Source organism: Lentzea sp. NPDC003310, from assembly GCF_040610935.1.
GTDB lineage: Bacteria > Actinomycetota > Actinomycetes > Mycobacteriales > Pseudonocardiaceae > Lentzea.
This window is the reverse complement of sequence record NZ_JBEXNC010000002.1, coordinates 514,010-529,614: the sequence shown is the minus strand read 5'-3', so window position 1 is coordinate 529,614 and position 15,605 is coordinate 514,010. Positions and strand designations below refer to the sequence as shown.

Annotated in this window: 15 protein-coding genes and 1 pseudogene; 2 read left to right on the top strand and 14 right to left on the bottom strand. The window is 69.6% G+C overall.

What is annotated here, in order from left to right; translation table 11 throughout:
• A complete protein-coding gene (locus ABZX02_RS05090) occupies positions 1-978 on the bottom strand; it encodes an aldo/keto reductase (protein ID WP_355294929.1) in 978 nt (325 codons plus the stop codon).
• 23 nt (positions 979-1,001) lie between these two features.
• Positions 1,002-1,742 (bottom strand): annotated as a pseudogene (locus ABZX02_RS05085) (class I SAM-dependent methyltransferase); the annotation flags it as partial.
• A gap of 95 nt (positions 1,743-1,837) precedes the next feature.
• Here ABZX02_RS05085 and ABZX02_RS05080 point away from each other — a divergent pair.
• Positions 1,838-2,656 carry a VOC family protein gene (locus tag ABZX02_RS05080; protein WP_355294927.1) on the top strand — a complete coding sequence of 273 codons (819 nt, stop codon included), beginning with the start codon at positions 1,838-1,840 and terminating at the stop codon, positions 2,654-2,656.
• Between the two features lie 14 nt (positions 2,657-2,670).
• Here ABZX02_RS05080 and ABZX02_RS05075 read toward each other — a convergent pair whose 3' ends face one another.
• The 7 genes from ABZX02_RS05075 to rpsB form a co-directional block, all read right to left on the bottom strand.
• Positions 2,671-3,195 carry a hypothetical protein gene (locus tag ABZX02_RS05075; RefSeq protein ID WP_355294925.1) on the bottom strand — a complete coding sequence of 175 codons (525 nt, stop codon included), beginning with the start codon at positions 3,193-3,195 and terminating at the stop codon, positions 2,671-2,673.
• Positions 3,192-3,719 carry an RNA polymerase sigma factor gene (locus tag ABZX02_RS05070; protein WP_355294924.1) on the bottom strand — a complete coding sequence of 176 codons (528 nt, stop codon included), beginning with the start codon at positions 3,717-3,719 and terminating at the stop codon, positions 3,192-3,194. Before ABZX02_RS05070 ends, ABZX02_RS05075 begins: the two co-directional genes overlap by 4 nt.
• A gap of 42 nt (positions 3,720-3,761) precedes the next feature.
• Positions 3,762-4,616, bottom strand: coding sequence for a phosphatidate cytidylyltransferase (locus tag ABZX02_RS05065; RefSeq protein WP_355294922.1), 855 nt, complete (start codon positions 4,614-4,616; stop codon positions 3,762-3,764).
• Between the two features lie 66 nt (positions 4,617-4,682).
• Entirely contained in the window at positions 4,683-5,240 is a 558-nt protein-coding gene (gene frr / locus ABZX02_RS05060) for a ribosome recycling factor (RefSeq protein WP_355294920.1), read from the bottom strand.
• Positions 5,241-5,301: 61 nt separating this feature from the next.
• Positions 5,302-6,048: a UMP kinase gene (gene pyrH, locus ABZX02_RS05055; protein WP_355294918.1), complete on the bottom strand. Its 747-nt coding sequence runs from the start codon at positions 6,046-6,048 to the stop codon at positions 5,302-5,304.
• A gap of 85 nt (positions 6,049-6,133) precedes the next feature.
• A complete protein-coding gene (gene tsf / locus ABZX02_RS05050; protein ID WP_355294916.1) occupies positions 6,134-6,949 on the bottom strand; it encodes a translation elongation factor Ts in 816 nt (271 codons plus the stop codon).
• Positions 6,950-7,021: 72 nt separating this feature from the next.
• Entirely contained in the window at positions 7,022-7,843 is an 822-nt protein-coding gene (gene rpsB / locus ABZX02_RS05045) for a 30S ribosomal protein S2 (protein WP_355294914.1), read from the bottom strand.
• 370 nt (positions 7,844-8,213) lie between these two features.
• On the opposite strand from rpsB, the gene ABZX02_RS05040 reads away from it, so the two are divergent.
• A complete protein-coding gene (locus ABZX02_RS05040; RefSeq protein ID WP_355294913.1) occupies positions 8,214-8,678 on the top strand; it encodes a M23 family metallopeptidase in 465 nt (154 codons plus the stop codon).
• Between the two features lie 846 nt (positions 8,679-9,524).
• On the opposite strand, the gene ABZX02_RS05035 is transcribed toward ABZX02_RS05040, so the two are convergent.
• From ABZX02_RS05035 to ABZX02_RS05015, 5 genes are all read right to left on the bottom strand, one after another.
• Positions 9,525-10,520, bottom strand: coding sequence for a FliA/WhiG family RNA polymerase sigma factor (locus tag ABZX02_RS05035; protein ID WP_355294911.1), 996 nt, complete (start codon positions 10,518-10,520; stop codon positions 9,525-9,527).
• Positions 10,495-11,472 carry a tyrosine recombinase XerC gene (locus ABZX02_RS05030; protein ID WP_355294909.1) on the bottom strand — a complete coding sequence of 326 codons (978 nt, stop codon included), beginning with the start codon at positions 11,470-11,472 and terminating at the stop codon, positions 10,495-10,497. Before ABZX02_RS05030 ends, ABZX02_RS05035 begins: the two co-directional genes overlap by 26 nt.
• Positions 11,473-11,777: 305 nt before the next feature.
• Positions 11,778-12,929 carry a DNA-processing protein DprA gene (dprA, locus tag ABZX02_RS05025; RefSeq protein ID WP_355294907.1) on the bottom strand — a complete coding sequence of 384 codons (1,152 nt, stop codon included), beginning with the start codon at positions 12,927-12,929 and terminating at the stop codon, positions 11,778-11,780.
• A 715-nt stretch (positions 12,930-13,644) separates the two neighbouring features.
• On the bottom strand, positions 13,645-15,165 hold the full coding sequence (locus ABZX02_RS05020) for a YifB family Mg chelatase-like AAA ATPase (protein WP_355294905.1): 1,521 nt from the start codon (positions 15,163-15,165) through the stop codon (positions 13,645-13,647).
• Between the two features lies 1 nt (position 15,166).
• A complete protein-coding gene (locus tag ABZX02_RS05015) occupies positions 15,167-15,538 on the bottom strand; it encodes a YraN family protein (protein WP_355294903.1) in 372 nt (123 codons plus the stop codon).
• Between the last annotated feature and the right edge of the window lie 67 nt (positions 15,539-15,605).

Below are 15,605 nucleotides of genomic sequence, written 5' to 3'. Positions count from 1 at the left end.
CTACCACCGGTCGTGCACGTGCGGCCGGATCAACTCGTCGTACACCTCCGCGACGGCCTTGCCGTCCACCGGTTCGAGCGAGGCGGCCTGCGCGTTGGCCCGAGCCTGCTCCACGTTGCGAGCACCGGGAATCACCACCGTGACGCCGGACTGGTCCACGATCCACCGAAGCGCGAACTGCGCCATCGTGGCACCTTCCGGCACCAGCGGCCGAAGCCGTTCCACGGCCTCCAGCCCCACCTCGTAGGGCACCCCGGAGAACGTCTCGCCGACGTCGAAGGCCTCACCGTTGCGGTTGTAGTTGCGGTGGTCGTCCGCACCGAACGTGGTCGCCGTGTCGTACTTCCCGCTCAGCAGCCCGGAAGCGAGCGGCACGCGCGCGATGATCGCCACCCCTGCCTCCGCCGCCTTGGGGAGCACTTCCTCGAGGGGCTTGAGCCGGAATGCGTTCAGGATGATCTGCACGCTGGCGACGTTCGGGCGCTTGATCGCCTCCAGCGCCTCCTCGACCTTCTCCACAGACACGCCATAAGCGGCAATCCGTTGCTGCTCAACCATTTCGTCCAAGGTGTCGTACACCTCGTCACGGCTGAACACCGCGGTGGGCGGACAGTGCAACTGCACGAGGTCCAACGTGTCGACACCGAGATTGCGGCGGCTCCGGTCGTTCCACGCGAGGAAGTTCTCCCGGCTGTACCCCTCGGTGGTCTGCGCCGGCAGCCGCCGCCCCATCTTGGTGGCGACGAAGATCCCGTCGTTCTTGCGCTCCTTCAGGAACCGCCCGACGAGCGTCTCACTGCGACCGTCGCCGTACACGTCGGCGGTGTCGAAGAAGTCGACACCCGTGTCGGCGGCGGCGTGCAGCAACGCGAGGGCGTCGCTCTCGTCCACCTCGCCCCAGTCGGCGCCGAGCTGCCAGCAGCCCAGCCCGACGACGCCGACCTGGCGCTTCAACCTGCCTGCGTTTCGCTTCTCCACAGGGCTGAGCCTAACCACGATCAGACGATCAAGCCCTTCGGCTTCCGCCGCACGTGCAGGCGGTAGCCGACTGGGAAGCTCAACCCGTTCACCGAGGCGATCGCCCGCTCCGCCACCTTCGCGGAGAACTCGATGCGCAACACCGCCTCCAGGTCCTCACGCGTCTCGAACCGCCACTCGGCCGTCACCCGCCGCAGCGAGAACCCGTTGTCCGCGAAGAACTTCTCCACCACAACCGGGTCGTAGCGCGGCTCGTCTGCCCGCAACCACGGCCCGTACGGATCAGCCAACCCGTCCAAGTCGACGATCACCAACGCACCACCAGGCCGCAGCACCCGGTCCGCCTCGCGCAGTCCCGGTTCACATCCGGGACCGAAGAAATAGGCCGTCCGGGCGTGCACGACATCCACCGAAGCATCATCGAGCGGCAATCCTTGTGCCGGGCCGGAAACGACACGTGCATTGGTCAGCGAAGCAATTCGGTGCTTCGCACGGGCGACCAAAGGCGGGTGCGGCTCGACCCCCGTGACGGACTTCGCGGTCCGCGCGAACAGCGGCAGGTGGAAACCATCACCGCAGCCCACGTCCACGACGTCCTGGTTGTCAAACGGACATTCTTCGCTTATCGCCGACCAAATCGCCCCGTGGACGTCCTGCGCGCGGTTCTCGACCTCGTACACGTCGGGCCAGTGCCAGATGTTCGGACTTGGCACGACTTCTGCCGGACGCACCGCGTTCAACGCCGCCCGCACGAATCCCCTCACGAAGCCACTGTAGGGCCTCCATTTCTCCGCGACCGTACGAATTCGTCCAATCACGGCGTAGCGTGATGGCATCTCTTTCCCTGCAGGAGGCGGCAGTGTCGATCGCGCCCAACACGCCCAAGCTCGCGCCGTTGCTGTCCGGAAGTCCGTGCTGGGTCGAGAGAACCGTCGACGACCTCAGGGGCGCGATCGAGTTCTACACCGGCCTCTTCGGCTGGCACTACGCCGACGACGCCGGCTACACCGTGGCGATGGTGGACGGCATCCCCGTCGCCGGACTGCCGCAGGGTGATCCGGATCCCTGGCGGTTGTACCTGGTCACACCCCACGCGCGGGCCACGGCGGAGAAGGCTTTCCACCTCGGTGGGTCGGTGCTGCGCAATCCCGAGGACGCCGCCGACCACACGCAGAGCACGGTCATCGCCGACCCGACGGGCGCGGTCGTTGGGTTCCGGCACGTGCCGCCGGACTGGCGGTTCGGCATGGGCGGCCACGGTTCGTACGCGTGGGCCGAGCTGAACACGCGGGACGGCGCGGCGGCCGACGAGTTCTTCGGCGAGCTGTGCCACTTCGACATCACGCAGATCGGCGACGGGCACCGGCTGGACTACGCGTCCTGGTCGGTCGAGGGCACCGAGGTGATCGGGCGGCAGAAGATGGGACGCGAGTTCCCGTACGGAGAGCGCTCCCACTGGATGGTGTACTTCAACGCCGCGCCGGAGATCGGCACGGACTCGGTGGCGTACCGGGTGCTGGAGCTCGGCGGCCGGGTGACGGTCGAGCCCTACGACACGCCGTTCGGGCGCATCACCGTGGTCGAGGACCACGCGGGGATGGCGTTCTCCGTGATCGACCCGTCCCGCGTGATCGAGGCCGAGCCGCGCACCGAGGTGGACGACCCGTTCGACGACTAGCGCGTCGGCACCGGTCAGGGGAAGCGCAGGCAGGTGGGCAACCGGTCGGGCGCGTAGAACCCGCTGACCAGTGATCCGAAGTCGTTCGGGCTCGTCGCGAACACCAGCGTGGCTCCCGGCTGGATGCGGCTGGGCACGATGACGAGCCTCGTGATGTCAGAGCCACCACCCCACGGGATGGTCCCGGTCGGGCCTCCGTCGAGCTGCGGCACGGTGTCCGTGCAGTCCTGGCGCAGCGGGACCATGACCGCCGCAATCCCCTGCTCCCGCAACATTGCGTTGACCTGCTCGTACTTTCCGAGGTCCTTGAGGGTCAGCGTCACGGAGTCCGGTTCGACGCCGGGCAGGGAGTCCGCGGGTGGGGTGCCGCCGAAGTGGGCGGGCGCGACCACCGCGCCGGTGATCACCACCACCGCCGCGGCCGCCGCGCTGAGCCATCGGGCCGCGTTGCTCCGCCGTTTCGCCAGGGAGTTCTTCGTCAGCTCGGGGCCGTGGTCGCGTTCCAGCTGAAGCCACAGATTGTCCTCGAACTTGCTCATGACGCCTCCACCTCGACGGCTCCGCGAAGACGTGCCATGGCGCGGTACAGCCGGGTCCGCATCGCTCCCTTGGGCACGCCGAGCGCTTCCGCCGCCTCCCTGGGGGCGAAACCGCAGAGGTGCACGAGCTCGACGGCTTCCCGTTCCAGCGCGGGGAGTTCGGCGAGGTGTTCCAGCAACGCGCGGCCGGGCTTTTCGGCGTCGATGCGGGCTTCGAGCTCGGCCAGTTCGTCGCGGTCGAGCTCACGGCGGCCGCCTGCCTTGAGCTCCAGGTCGCGGGAGCGGGAGGAGCGTTCGAGATGGGCCGCGTACGTGTGCCGGGCGATGCCGTAGAGCCAGCTCGTCGCCGTGCCCTTGCCGGGGTCGAAGGTGTGGAACGACGTCATCGCGCGGACGAACGTGTCCGCGGTCAGGTCCGCGACCAGCTGCGGTTCCGTGCACCTGCGTGAGAAGAACCGGGTGATCGCGCCGACGTCGGCGCGGTAGATCCGCTCGAACGCCGCCAGTACCTCATGGTCTCTCACGACCACTAGTTGCCGAGTCGCGCGGAAACCGTCACAGCGGGCCTACTGCACGAAGAGGTGCAGCAGCAGCCAGGAGGCGACGGCGGACGGGAGGAGCGAGTCCATCCGGTCCATCAGGCCGCCGTGGCCGGGCAGCAACGTGCCCATGTCCTTGATGCCGAGATCCCGCTTGATCAGCGACTCGACCAGGTCGCCCGCGGTGGCGGTGACGACGAGTGCGGCACCGAACAGCGCGCCCTGCCACCACTGGCCGTCGAGCAGCGTCGTCACCGTGATCGCGCCGCCGACCACACCGGCGGTCAGCGAGCCGGCGAAGCCCTCCCAGGACTTCTTCGGGCTGATCGTCGGCGCCATCGGGTGCTTGCCGAGGAAGACGCCGGCCGCATAGCCGCCGACATCCGAGAGCACGACACCGATGATGAACGCGAACACGCGGCCCACGCCGTCGTCCGGGACGACGAGCATGGCCGCGAACGCCGCGAACAACGGCACGTACGCCACGGTGAACACGGACGCACTCAGGTCGCGCAGGTAGCCGTCCGAGCCGCCCCGGAACCGCCAGATCATGCACACCAGCACAGTGACCACGAACGCGGTCATCATGCCGGAGCGCTCCAGCGGCCAGGACAGCCACAGGATCGCCTGGCCGCCGATCAACGCCGGCCACAGGGCCACGTTGATGCCGGCCTTCTTGAAAGCGGTCGCGATCTCCCACGTCGACACGGCCACCGCGGCCGCGACGATGGCGATGAAGGTCTCCTTCACCGTCAGCAACGACGCGATGATCACCGCGCCGAGCCCGACGCCGACCAGGATCGCCGCCCGCAGGTCACGACCCGCGCGCGACGGTTTCGACGCGGGCACGTCCGCGGGACCGCCTGCCACCTGTGCTCCCATCACGACCTCCGCCCGGCCAGGGCCATCACGCCTGCCGCGACTCGGCCGGGCGAACCATCAGGGAAATCAGACTTCGAGAAGCTCGGCTTCCTTGTGCTTCACGAGCTCGTCGACCTGGGCGACGTACTTGTGCGTGAGAGCGTCGAGCTCCTTCTCACCACGAGCGCCGTCGTCCTCGCCTACCTCGCCGTCCTTGACGAGCTTGTCGATCTCTTCCTTCGCCTTGCGGCGGACGCCGCGGACGGAGACGCGCGCGTCCTCGCCCTTCTGCTTGGCGACCTTCACCATGTCCCGGCGGCGCTCCTCGGAGAGCTGCGGGATGACGATGCGGATGATCGAGCCGTCGTTGCTCGGGTTGACGCCCAGGTCCGAGTCCCGGATCGCCTTCTCGATGGCGTTCAGCTGGCTCGCGTCGTACGGCTTCACGACCGCCATGCGCGCCTCGGGGACCGTGATGCTGGCCATCTGGTTCAGCGGCGTCATCGAGCCGTAGTAGTCGATGTGGATGCGGTTGAACATCGAGGGAGTCGCACGACCGGTTCGGACGGAGGAGAGGTTCTCCTTCGCGACCGAAACCGCCTTTTCCATCTTCTCCTCGGCGTCGAGGAGGGTCTCGTCGATCACGACTGCTCCTTGCTCTGCGTGTTCGTGCCTGATTCCCGGTCCTGGAGAGATCCCACCAGGTCTAGAAGGCCGGACGGCCACCGGGGGTGCTGACCAGGGTGCCGATCTTCTCACCACGCACCGCCCGGGCGATGTTGCCCTCGGTGAGGAGGTTGAAGACGAGGATCGGCATGTTGTTGTCCATGCACAGGCTGAAGGCGGTCGCGTCGGCGACGTTGAGGCCGCGTTCCAGCACCTCGCGGTGGGTGATGTTGTCGAACATCAACGCGTCCGGGTCGATCTTGGGGTCGGCCGTGTAGACGCCGTCGACGGCCTTGGCCATCAGGACGATCTCGCAGCCGATCTCCAGAGCGCGCTGCGCGGCCGTGGTGTCCGTGGAGAAGTACGGCAGGCCGGCGCCGCCACCGAAGATCACGACGCGCTTCTTCTCGAGGTGGCGCATCGCGCGGCGGGGGATGTAGGACTCGGCGACCTGCGTCATCTGGATGGAGGTCTGCACGCGCGTGTCGATGCCGTGCTCGCGCTCGAGGAAGTCCTGCAGCGCCAGGCAGTTCATGACGGTGCCGAGCATGCCCATGTAGTCGGCGCGCGACCGGTCCATGCCGCGTTGCTGGAGCTCGGACCCCCGGAAGAAGTTGCCACCACCGATCACGACGGCCACCTGCACGCCGGACTGGTGGACGGCCGCGATCTGGCGGGCGACTGTCTGCACGACATCGGGATCCACACCGACGCCACCGCCGCCGAACATCTCGCCACCGAGCTTGAGCATCACCCGGCTGTAGCCGTGGCTACCTTCTTCGCTCACAGGTCCTCTCCTTTGGCCCCGGGAAACTTCTTCAGACACGCCAAGGGCGGGGTCGCTGGTACCCGCAACCCCGCCCTCACGTGAATCAGCTCTGGCCGACCTCGAACCGAGCGAAACGGGTCACCGTCACGCCGGCCTCCTCCAGGAGAGCCTTGACCGTCTTCTTGCTGTCCGTCACGGAAGCCTGCTCGAGGAGCACGACATCCTTGAAGAAGCCGTTGACGCGACCCTCGACGATCTTGGGGAGCGCGCCCTCGGGCTTGCCCTCCTCGCGAGCGGTCTCCTCGGCGATGCGGCGCTCGTTGGCGACGAGCTCCTCGGGAACCTCGTCACGGGTGACGAACTTCGGGCGCATCGCGGCGATCTGCATCGCGGCACCCTTGGCGACCTCGGCGTTGTCGCCGGTGAACTCGACCAGGACACCCACGGCCGGCGGCAGGTCCGCGGCACGCTTGTGCAGGTAGGTCGAGACGGTGCCGTCGAAGTCGACGGCCTTCGCCAGCTCGAGCTTCTCGCCGATCTTGGCGGAGAACTCCTGGACCAGCGCGTCGACCGTCTTGCCGTCGACCTCGATGGCCTTGAGCGCCTCGACGTCCGCGACCTTGTTGGCCTTGGCGATCGCGACGATCTCGTCCGCGAGGGCGATGAAGTCGGCGTTCTTGGCGACGAAGTCCGTCTCGCAGCGCAGCTCGACCATCGCGCCGTCCTTGACGGCGACGAGGCCGTTGGACGTGGTGCGCTCGGCGCGCTTGCCGACGTCCTTGGCGCCCTTGATGCGCAGGATCTCGACGGCCTTGTCGAAGTCGCCGTCGGCCTCGTCCAGGGCCTTCTTGCAGTCCATCATGCCGGCGGCGGTCAGCTCGCGGAGCTTCTTCACGTCCGCGGTGGTGTAGTTCGCCATCGTTTTCCTTCTGCGATGTACGCGCTTAGGTCACGAGGTGCCCGCTGGTCGGCGGGCACCTCGTGGGGGAGATCAGGACTGGGCGGGCTGCTCGGCCGGGGCCTCGGCGGCGGCGGGGGCGAGGAGCTCCTGCTCCCACTCCGCCAGCGGCTCGTCGGTCGCGACCTCGGGCTTGTCCTGGCCCTCGGCGGCGTCGCGGCGGGCGCCGGAGCGCTGCATGAGACCGGCGGCGGCGGCCTCGGCCACGACCTTGGTCAGCAGGGCCGCGGAACGGATCGCGTCGTCGTTGCCCGGGATCGGGTAGTCGACCTCGTCCGGGTCGCAGTTGGTGTCGAGGATCGCGACGATCGGGATGTTCAGCTTGCGAGCCTCACCGACCGCGATGTGCTCCTTCTTGGTGTCCACGATCCACACGGCGCTGGGCACCTTGGACATGTCGCGGATACCGCCGAGCGTGCGCTCCAGCTTGTCCTTCTCGCGGTTCATCATCAGGATTTCCTTCTTGGTGAAACCCTGGAAACCGCCGGTCTGCTCCATCGACTCGAGCTCCTTGAGGCGCTGGAGCCTCTTGTGGACCGTCGAGAAGTTGGTGAGCATGCCGCCCAGCCAGCGCTGGTTCACGTAGGGCATGCCGACGCGGAGCGCCTCGTTGGCGATGGCCTCCTGCGCCTGCTTCTTCGTGCCGATGAACAGGATCGACCCGCCGTGCGCGACCGTCTCCTTGACGAACTCGTAAGCCCGGTCGATGTAGGTCAGCGTCTGCTGCAGGTCGATGATGTAGATGCCGTTGCGCTCGGTGAAGATGTAGCGCTTCATCTTCGGGTTCCAGCGCCGCGTCTGGTGCCCGAAGTGCACGCCGCTGTCGAGCAGCTGCTTCATGGTTACGACGGCCATGGCCGGTTCGCACCTCATCTGTAGGACGCGCCAGGTCTGGCCTTTGCGCGTCGTCCGGTTGTCGCCTCCGGCCGGGGTCGGCCATCAGCCCTGGTGCCGAACGCCGCCGCCCGTACCCGCGGAGCATCTCTGCACCCTCGGGACCGTCGGACGTCGTGACTCGACACAGCTGGGACAGCCGGTCGGATCTGCGTTGGCACGCGAAGTCGTCCCGCGCACAGACGGGACGCGCCCAAAAGTCTACTCCCCATCCCCGACAAACTTCGAATCGCCCCCGTCTCGCAGGGCGTAGTTGTCCACAACCGGCGAGTAATCCACAGATCCCACATACCCGCTGGTCCCCCCGCCTCCCCCAGCGGACTGTTGACCCATGCCCCTCCTCCCCGCCGCCCTGCTGCTCACCACCCTCCTGGCCCCGGCACCGGTCCGCTTCACCTGGCCGTTGCCCCCGCCGCACGCGGTGGTGCGCGCCTTCGAAGCCCCGACCTCGCCCTTCGGCCCCGGCCACCGGGGCGTCGACCTGGCCGCACCGGCGGGCACCCCGGTCCTCGCGACAGCCGATGCCACGGTCGTCTACGCGGGAGCCGTGGCAGCCAGGACCCTGGTGTCGCTGCAGCACCGCAACGGCCTGCGCACCACCTACGAACCCGTCGCACCGTTGGTCACCGCGGGCGCCCCGGTCCGCCAGGGCGAGGTGATCGGCCACCTCCAACCGGGCCACTGCGAGTCCCCCTGCCTGCACTGGGGCGCCCGCCGAGACCGCACGTACCTGGACCCTCTCCGCCTGCTGACCAGGTCACGAGTGCGGCTGCTCCCGCTGAGCGGCCCGCCCTAGCCCGAGACCCGACGCGCCGCGCGGCCACAGCCCCGGCGCTTCCCACGGGCGCCCCCGCCACCCCTCAGGCGGACGGAACCGCGGCGCACCCCGACGTCCCGCCGCAGCGCCCGCAGGCGCCGGGAGGCGGCCCCGCTCACATCGCCGCCTCCCGGCCTACCTGCCCGTGGTTCCCGTGGCCCTGTGGTTCAGCCGCGCCAGACCCCGGGCCGGCACAAGAATCCGCTACCGCAGCACCCGCCTCGGCAGAGCGCACGCATCCAGCGAACCAGGCACGCCACCTGGCCGTTCGCCACTGGCCGATGGGTCCCTCGCTACGGGAGTCGTCCTTCCACCGTCGCCCGCCCCCTCACCGCGAGCGGTGCGCGCACCGCCTCCACGACCGGTCCGCACACCGCCTCATCGACCGCCCCCGGCAGCGGCAGGAGGGCGCATGTTCTGGCCGACTTCCGCCCGACTTCCGCCAGGCGCGTCCGTCGATCGCCCGTTTCCCGGCCACCGCCGCTCACTCACTCGGGCACGGCCGACTGATCGCTCGGGAACTGCGGTTGTTGGAACGCAGGCGGTCGGTATCCGCACGCCACTGGTTCCATCGAGCGCGGTACCTGCACAACCACGAACGCAGCCGACCGCTACTCGCCCGACTCGCCGTGAGTGCGGTGGGCCGAATGACCGAGCGGGCACACGGCGTGCTGGAAGCAGCCCAAAGGCCACCCGTTCGAGTGAATTAGGCCTGGCAACGGGCGGAAAGGAGATCCAAAGACATTTTGTTGAGGACCGTGAAGTTTCCCGGTACGGGAAATCGGCAGCTCGGTGATCACCAGGCCGCTGGGTGGATCGGGGCGGTCAGGCCTCGGACTGCTCGTTGAGCTTCGTGCGCAGGCGCAGGACGGCGCGGGTGTGCAGCTGGCAGACCCTGGACTCGGTCACGCCGAGGACCTTGCCGATCTCGGCGAGGGTCAGGTTCTCGAAGTAGTAGAGGGTTACGACCACACGGTCGCGTTCTGCCAGCTGAGCGATGGCGTCGGCCAGCTGACGGCGGCTGTCCTGGTCGACGAGGCTCGCCACCGGATCCTCGGCGGCGTCGTCGGGCAGCGACTCCGCGAGGGAGGAGCCGCCCTTGTTCGGGGCGATCAGCTCGTCGAGGGCGACGACGCTGGTGAGCTGCAGCTGGCCGTAGAGCTCCCGGAGCTCGGCCAGGCCGATCTTGAGCTCTGCGGCGAGCTCGCGGTCGGTGGGCGTGCGCTGCAACTTCGCGCCGAGGCGTTCGAGGGCACGTTCGACGTCACGGGCCCGGCTGCGGACCGAGCGCGGCACCCAGTCCTGGGAGCGCAGGTCGTCGAGGATCGCGCCGCGGATGCGCTGCATGGCGTAGGTCTCGAACTTGAGACCGCGTTCCGGCTCGAACTTCTCGATCGCGTCGACCAGGCCGAAGATGCCGGACTGGATCAGGTCGGCCACGTCCACGTGCGCGGGCAGGCCCGTGCCGACGCGGCCGGCGACGTACTTGACCAGCGGCGCGTAGTGCAGGACCAGCCGGTCGCGCTGGCTCTGGTCGCGGGACTCGCCGTAGCTGCGCCACAGGGCGACGATGCCGGCCTCGACGTCGTCACCGGACCGCACGTCCGCGCGCGTCACCGCGGCCGGAGCGGCCGAGGGAGTGCCGTTGACGTGCGTGTCGGCACCGGGCTCGGGGGTCGCCTCGGTGCGCGGCGCGCCGTTCTGACGGTGCCCGTTGCTCGCCTGCTTCGACACTGGTGCGGGCAGGACGGGTTCAGGGGGCACGGTCGCCGTACGCGATCCTCCCCCTGCGGCGTCAGGAACGGGGGTGGGTTCGGTCATGGATCGCCTTCAGCCGTTCGACAGTGACGTGTGTGTAAAGCTGAGTCGTTGCGAGCGTAGCGTGACCAAGCAGTTCTTGGACGGTGCGCAGGTCCGCTCCTCCTTCCAGCAAATGGGTCGCAGCGGAGTGGCGCAACCCGTGCGGCCCGATGTCGGGTGCGTCCGGTACCACGGCGACGACCTCGTGCACCAGAGCGCGGACCGCCCGCTGGTTCAGCCGGCCGCCACGAGCACCGAGGAACAGCGCCGGCGGTGAATCCGGTGCTACCAGGGCGTTTCGCCCTTCGTCCACCCACCGCCGCAGTGCGCGCTCGGCCGGCACACCGAACGGCGTGCTGCGCTCGCGACCACCTTTGCCCAGAACCCGAATCACCCTTAGGGAGTAGTCCACGTCGTCGAGATCAAGCCCACAGAGCTCGGCCACGCGGATACCTGTGGCGTACAGCAACTCCACCACGGCCTGATCACGCAGCGCAACCGGATCGCCCTGGGACGCGCCAGAGGATACGGCCCTCATCGCGTCCTTCGCTTGGTCCTCCCGCAACACCGACGGCAACGTCCGGTGCGGCCGCGGAGCAGCGAGCCGAGGCCCGGGATCAGAGGCCAGATGCCCAGCTCGGTGAGCCCACGCCGTGAACGCGCGCGCAGCAGCGGCGCGCCGCGCCATCGTCGTGCGGCTGGCGCCCGCGGAGCGTTGCGCGGCGAGCCAGGACCGCAGGTTCGTCAGGTCGATGCGCCCGACGTCGGCGTTCTCCGGGATATTCCCCGCGACATGTCCGAGCAATGCCACCGCGTCACCGATGTAGGCGCGCACCGTGTGCGGCGACAGATCACGCTCCAACATCAGGTGCCGTTCGTAGTGCCGCAACACGTCCTGAACGGTCGCCGGCAGTTTTTCGCGCAGGCGAACGAGATCGACACGACGTGTCCGACCATGCGGCGGCGGGGACATAGGCCAAGACGCTGCGCCAGTCGGGGCGATTGGTCAAGTATCGCCACACCCCCGCGCCACTTGAGAGCGCTCTCATGATCAGGAAGACGATAACGTTTCAACTCCCAGTGACCAGCCGGGGTTCGGCGGCAATTTCAGATCACCTTTCGGAGTAATGCGAGCCCCCCGCCGCGCCACCCGAACAGCCGATGGACCAAGCCCGCCCGCAGCTGTTCGACGTCACCGCCGCCCCTGGGACCGGGAAAGTGGCCTCCCGACCCGAAAACGCAGGTCAGTCGCCGCCGATCATCCACAGTGGACAGACGTCACCCCACCTCCAGCTTCTGCCAGCCCTGGTCCACCTTCACCGCGAGCCCGGCGAGTTCCAGCTCGGGCAACAACGCGCGCACCCTCCCCAGTGGAACCCCGGACTCGACCGAAACGGCCTCGTCACTGACACCGTCCCGCCTGCCCAGAGCCTCGTAAACGCGCATGGCCTCGCCCTGCGGCGCACCGAGGTCGCTCTCCTTCTCGGCGGGTTCGGTGGCGAGGTCGTCCCCGAACCGTCCGACCGACTCGACGATCTCGGCCACCGAGCTCACCGACACGGCCAGCCCGTCCCGCAACAGCTCGTGACAGCCGACCGAGCTCACCGACGTGACAGGCCCGGGCACCACCATCAACGGCCGCCCGAGCGCGAGCGTGATGGCAGCGGTGTTCTTCGCCCCGCTGCGCCGCCCCGCCTCCACCACGACCGTCCCTCCGGACAACGCGGCGATGAGCCGGTTGCGGGTGAGGAACCGATGCCGCGCCGGCCTCACACCGGGCGGGTACTCGCTGACGATCAACCCGTCCCGCGCCACCCTGGCGAGAAGCCCCTGGTGACCGGCGGGATAGGCCTGGTCGGCGCCGCACGCCAGCACCGCGATCGTCAGCCCGTCCGCCGCAAGACACCCGCGATGAGCGGCACCGTCGATCCCGTACGCGGCCCCGGACACCACGGCCATCCCCGCGGACGCCAACCCGAACGCGAACTCGCCGGCGACGTGCTCGCCATAACTGCTGGCAGCCCGAGACCCGACCACCGCCACGGCCTTGTCCACCACGTCAGCGAGGAAGTGCGGCCCCCGTACCCAAAGCGCGAGCGGCTCACCTCCGCACCGCCGCCCGGACGCGTTCTCCAGCGCGAGCAACGGCCAACGGGGCCACTCCTCGTCCTCGGGGATGACCAGCCGCCCACCACGCTCAGCGATCAGCGCGAGGTCCTCGCGGGCATGTTCCTCAGCGCGCCGAGCGGACGTCTGGCTCGCCACCGACGGCGAAACTTCGCCAGACCGCACCAGTTCCGCTGCCTTGACAGGCCCGACCTCGGCGACGAGCGCGGCGAGCGCCGCTGGGTAGGGCTCCGCGACCCGGGACAGGTAGGCCCTGGCCAGGCGCACCTTGTCGGGGACGGGGCGGGTCTGGGACGTGGTCACCGGAACCACCACCAGGGCAGCCAGCGCTGCCATGGTTCGGGGTGCCAGGGGGTGGGTGGGCTGGCGCCGGAGGTGCGCCTTCGGACTGTGCACCGCAGGTGGAGCAGGGCGGGCACGGTGGCTGTGGGGAGCGGGATTGCGGTGGGGACGAGGGACAGGGCCATGGCTGGGCTCCTTGGGGAGGTTGTGGGAGCGAGAGGAGAGCAGGACGGGGGATGAAGGAAGGGGCGAGCGGGGGCGGGAAGGTGAGGCAAGAGCGAGACGGCGGGCAGGGCGGGGCGGCAGGGCCGGGGCCGGGGCGGCGGCGGGCGAGAGGGAAGCACGAGGGCGCTGGCGGGAGGGCGCGGGCAGCAAGGCGAGGAGGGTAGGAGAAGAACGGGCGGAGGCTGGAGGCTGCGGTGGGCGCGGTGTGGCCTCGCGTGGAACTGGGGCGGGCCAGGTGGTGAGCGGGTCGCCCGTTGGGAAGGCGGGCGACCCGCTCACGCCGGACACGAGCTGAGGCTCTGGACTTGTGTCCGGCGGTTCGGGCGGCTGGGTTGGGACAGGCGCCCGAACGGTGTGGGTGGGCGGGGTGTGGGTGCCGGGCGCGGAGCGGGAGTGGGGCTCCGCGCCCGGCTGTCTGTGGGCCTGGCGGCCTGGGGGTGAGCGGGCGCCCGTGTTGGCGAGCGCCCGCTCTGGCCGGCGCTGAGGCGGGGCGGTTGCTCTGCGTCGGCTGCTAGGGGGCTCTGCGTTCTCGGAACTGCAGGGCTGCCGCCACGTGGTCTTCGGTTGGGCTGTCTGCTTCTGCCAGGTCGGCCAGGGTCCAGGCGACGCGGAGGCAGCGGTCTGCTCCTCGGCCCGTCAGGGCGCCTACTGCCAGGGCTCGGTCCAGCAGTGCGGTGGTCTGTCTTGGCAGTGCGAACTCTCGGCGTAGGGCTGGGCCTGGGACCAGGGCGTTCGCCTGCCAGGGATGGCCGTGTGCCGACCAGCGGGTGGCTGCCCGTTGGCGCGCCTTCAGGACCCTTGCTCTGACGACCGTTGTTGGTTCTGGAGGTGTGGCATCCGCGTTGGCCATCGCTGTTGTGGCCCTCATGCGGACCCTCAGGTCGACTCGGTCCAGCAGTGGGCCGGAGAGGCGGGACTGGTAGCGGCGGCGGACTGTGGCCGTGCAGATGCAGTCGACCTCTTTCGGCGGGGCGCAGGGGCAGGGGTTGGTGGCGAGGATCAGCTGGAAGCGGGCCGGGTAGCGGGCTATGCCGTCTCGCCTCGGGATGCGGACCTCGCCCTCCTCCAGGGCGGTGCGGAGGGTGTCGATGGTCTTCTGGCCGAACTCGCAGGCCTCGTCCAGGAACAGCACGCCCTTGTGTGCTCTGGAGGAGGCGCCTGGCTTCGCCATGCCGCTGCCGCCGCCGATCAGGGCCGCTATGGACGTCGTGTGGTGGACGTTCACGAACGGTGGGCTGGCGACCAGCGGGTAGTCCGGCGAGAGGACTCCCGCTACCGAGTGGACCGCTGTCACGGCCAGGGACTCCTGGCGGGTCAGGGGTGGCAGCAGGCCGGGGAGGCGTTCGGCCAGCATCGTCTTGCCCGTGCCCGGCGGGCCTGTCAGCAGCAGGTGGTGTGCGCCTGCCGCGGCCACCTCCAGTGCCCAGCGGGCTTCCGGCTGGCCCACCACGTCGGCCAGGTCCGGGACCGCCGGCAGCGGTGGGTCTGCCGGGTCCGCGGGTGGCTGCAGGTCGACCGGTTCGCCTCGCAGCCACGCCAGCACCTCGGTGAGGGTGTGGGCTCCGTGCAACTCCACGCCGTCCACCAGGGCTGCTTCCGGCAGGGCGTCCACCGGGACGATCGCCGTCGTGAGGCCTGCCCGCCTGGCGGCCAGCAGCGCGGGCAGGACGCCTCGGACCGTGCGGATGCGGCCGTCCAGGGCCAGTTCGCCGAGCAGGACCGTGGTGTTCAGGCGGTCGGGCGGGACCGAGCCCGCCGCAGCCAGGGTGGCGCAGGCGATGGCGACGTCGTAGCTGCTGCCGCCCTTCGGCAGGTTCGCCGGGGACAGGCCCAGGACGATGCGCTGCTTCGGCCACTCCTCGGCGCTGTTGCGGACCGCGGCCTTCACACGCTCCTTGGACTCGTGCAGCGCCGCGTCCGGCAGGCCCAGGAGGTGGGTGCGGGGCTGGCCCACGCCCACGTCGGCCTCGATCTCGACCGCCAGGCCGTCGACCCCGTACAGGGCGACGGACCAGGCTTGCGCGAGCCCCATGTCAGGCTCCCCGCAGGTGTTGCAGGCGGGGCTCGCCGGACGGCGGCCAGGTGACCGAGATCAGGTCGACGCGGACGTTGCACCAGCCGACGCCGTGCGACGCCAGCCAGCGCAGGGCCGTGCGGCGCAGGCGCGAGAGCTTGCGCTGGTCGACCGCCTCGTCCGGGCGGCCCCAGAGCGGGCCGGATCTGGTCTTGACCTCGCAGACGACCAGGCGGTCGCCCTCCACGGCCACGACGTCGAGCTCACCGTCGCGGCACGTCCAGTTCCGCGACAGGACGACCAGGCCCTGCCCCTCCAGGTACCTGCACGCCAGGTCCTCGCCCTGACGCCCCTTCTCCTGCTGCCTGGTCTCGACCAGTGCCCGTGCCACCACTGCCCTCGCCTCCCTGCGGGTCGTTGGGTACGACCTTGCAGGGCGGGGCGGGGTGGGCGACCGG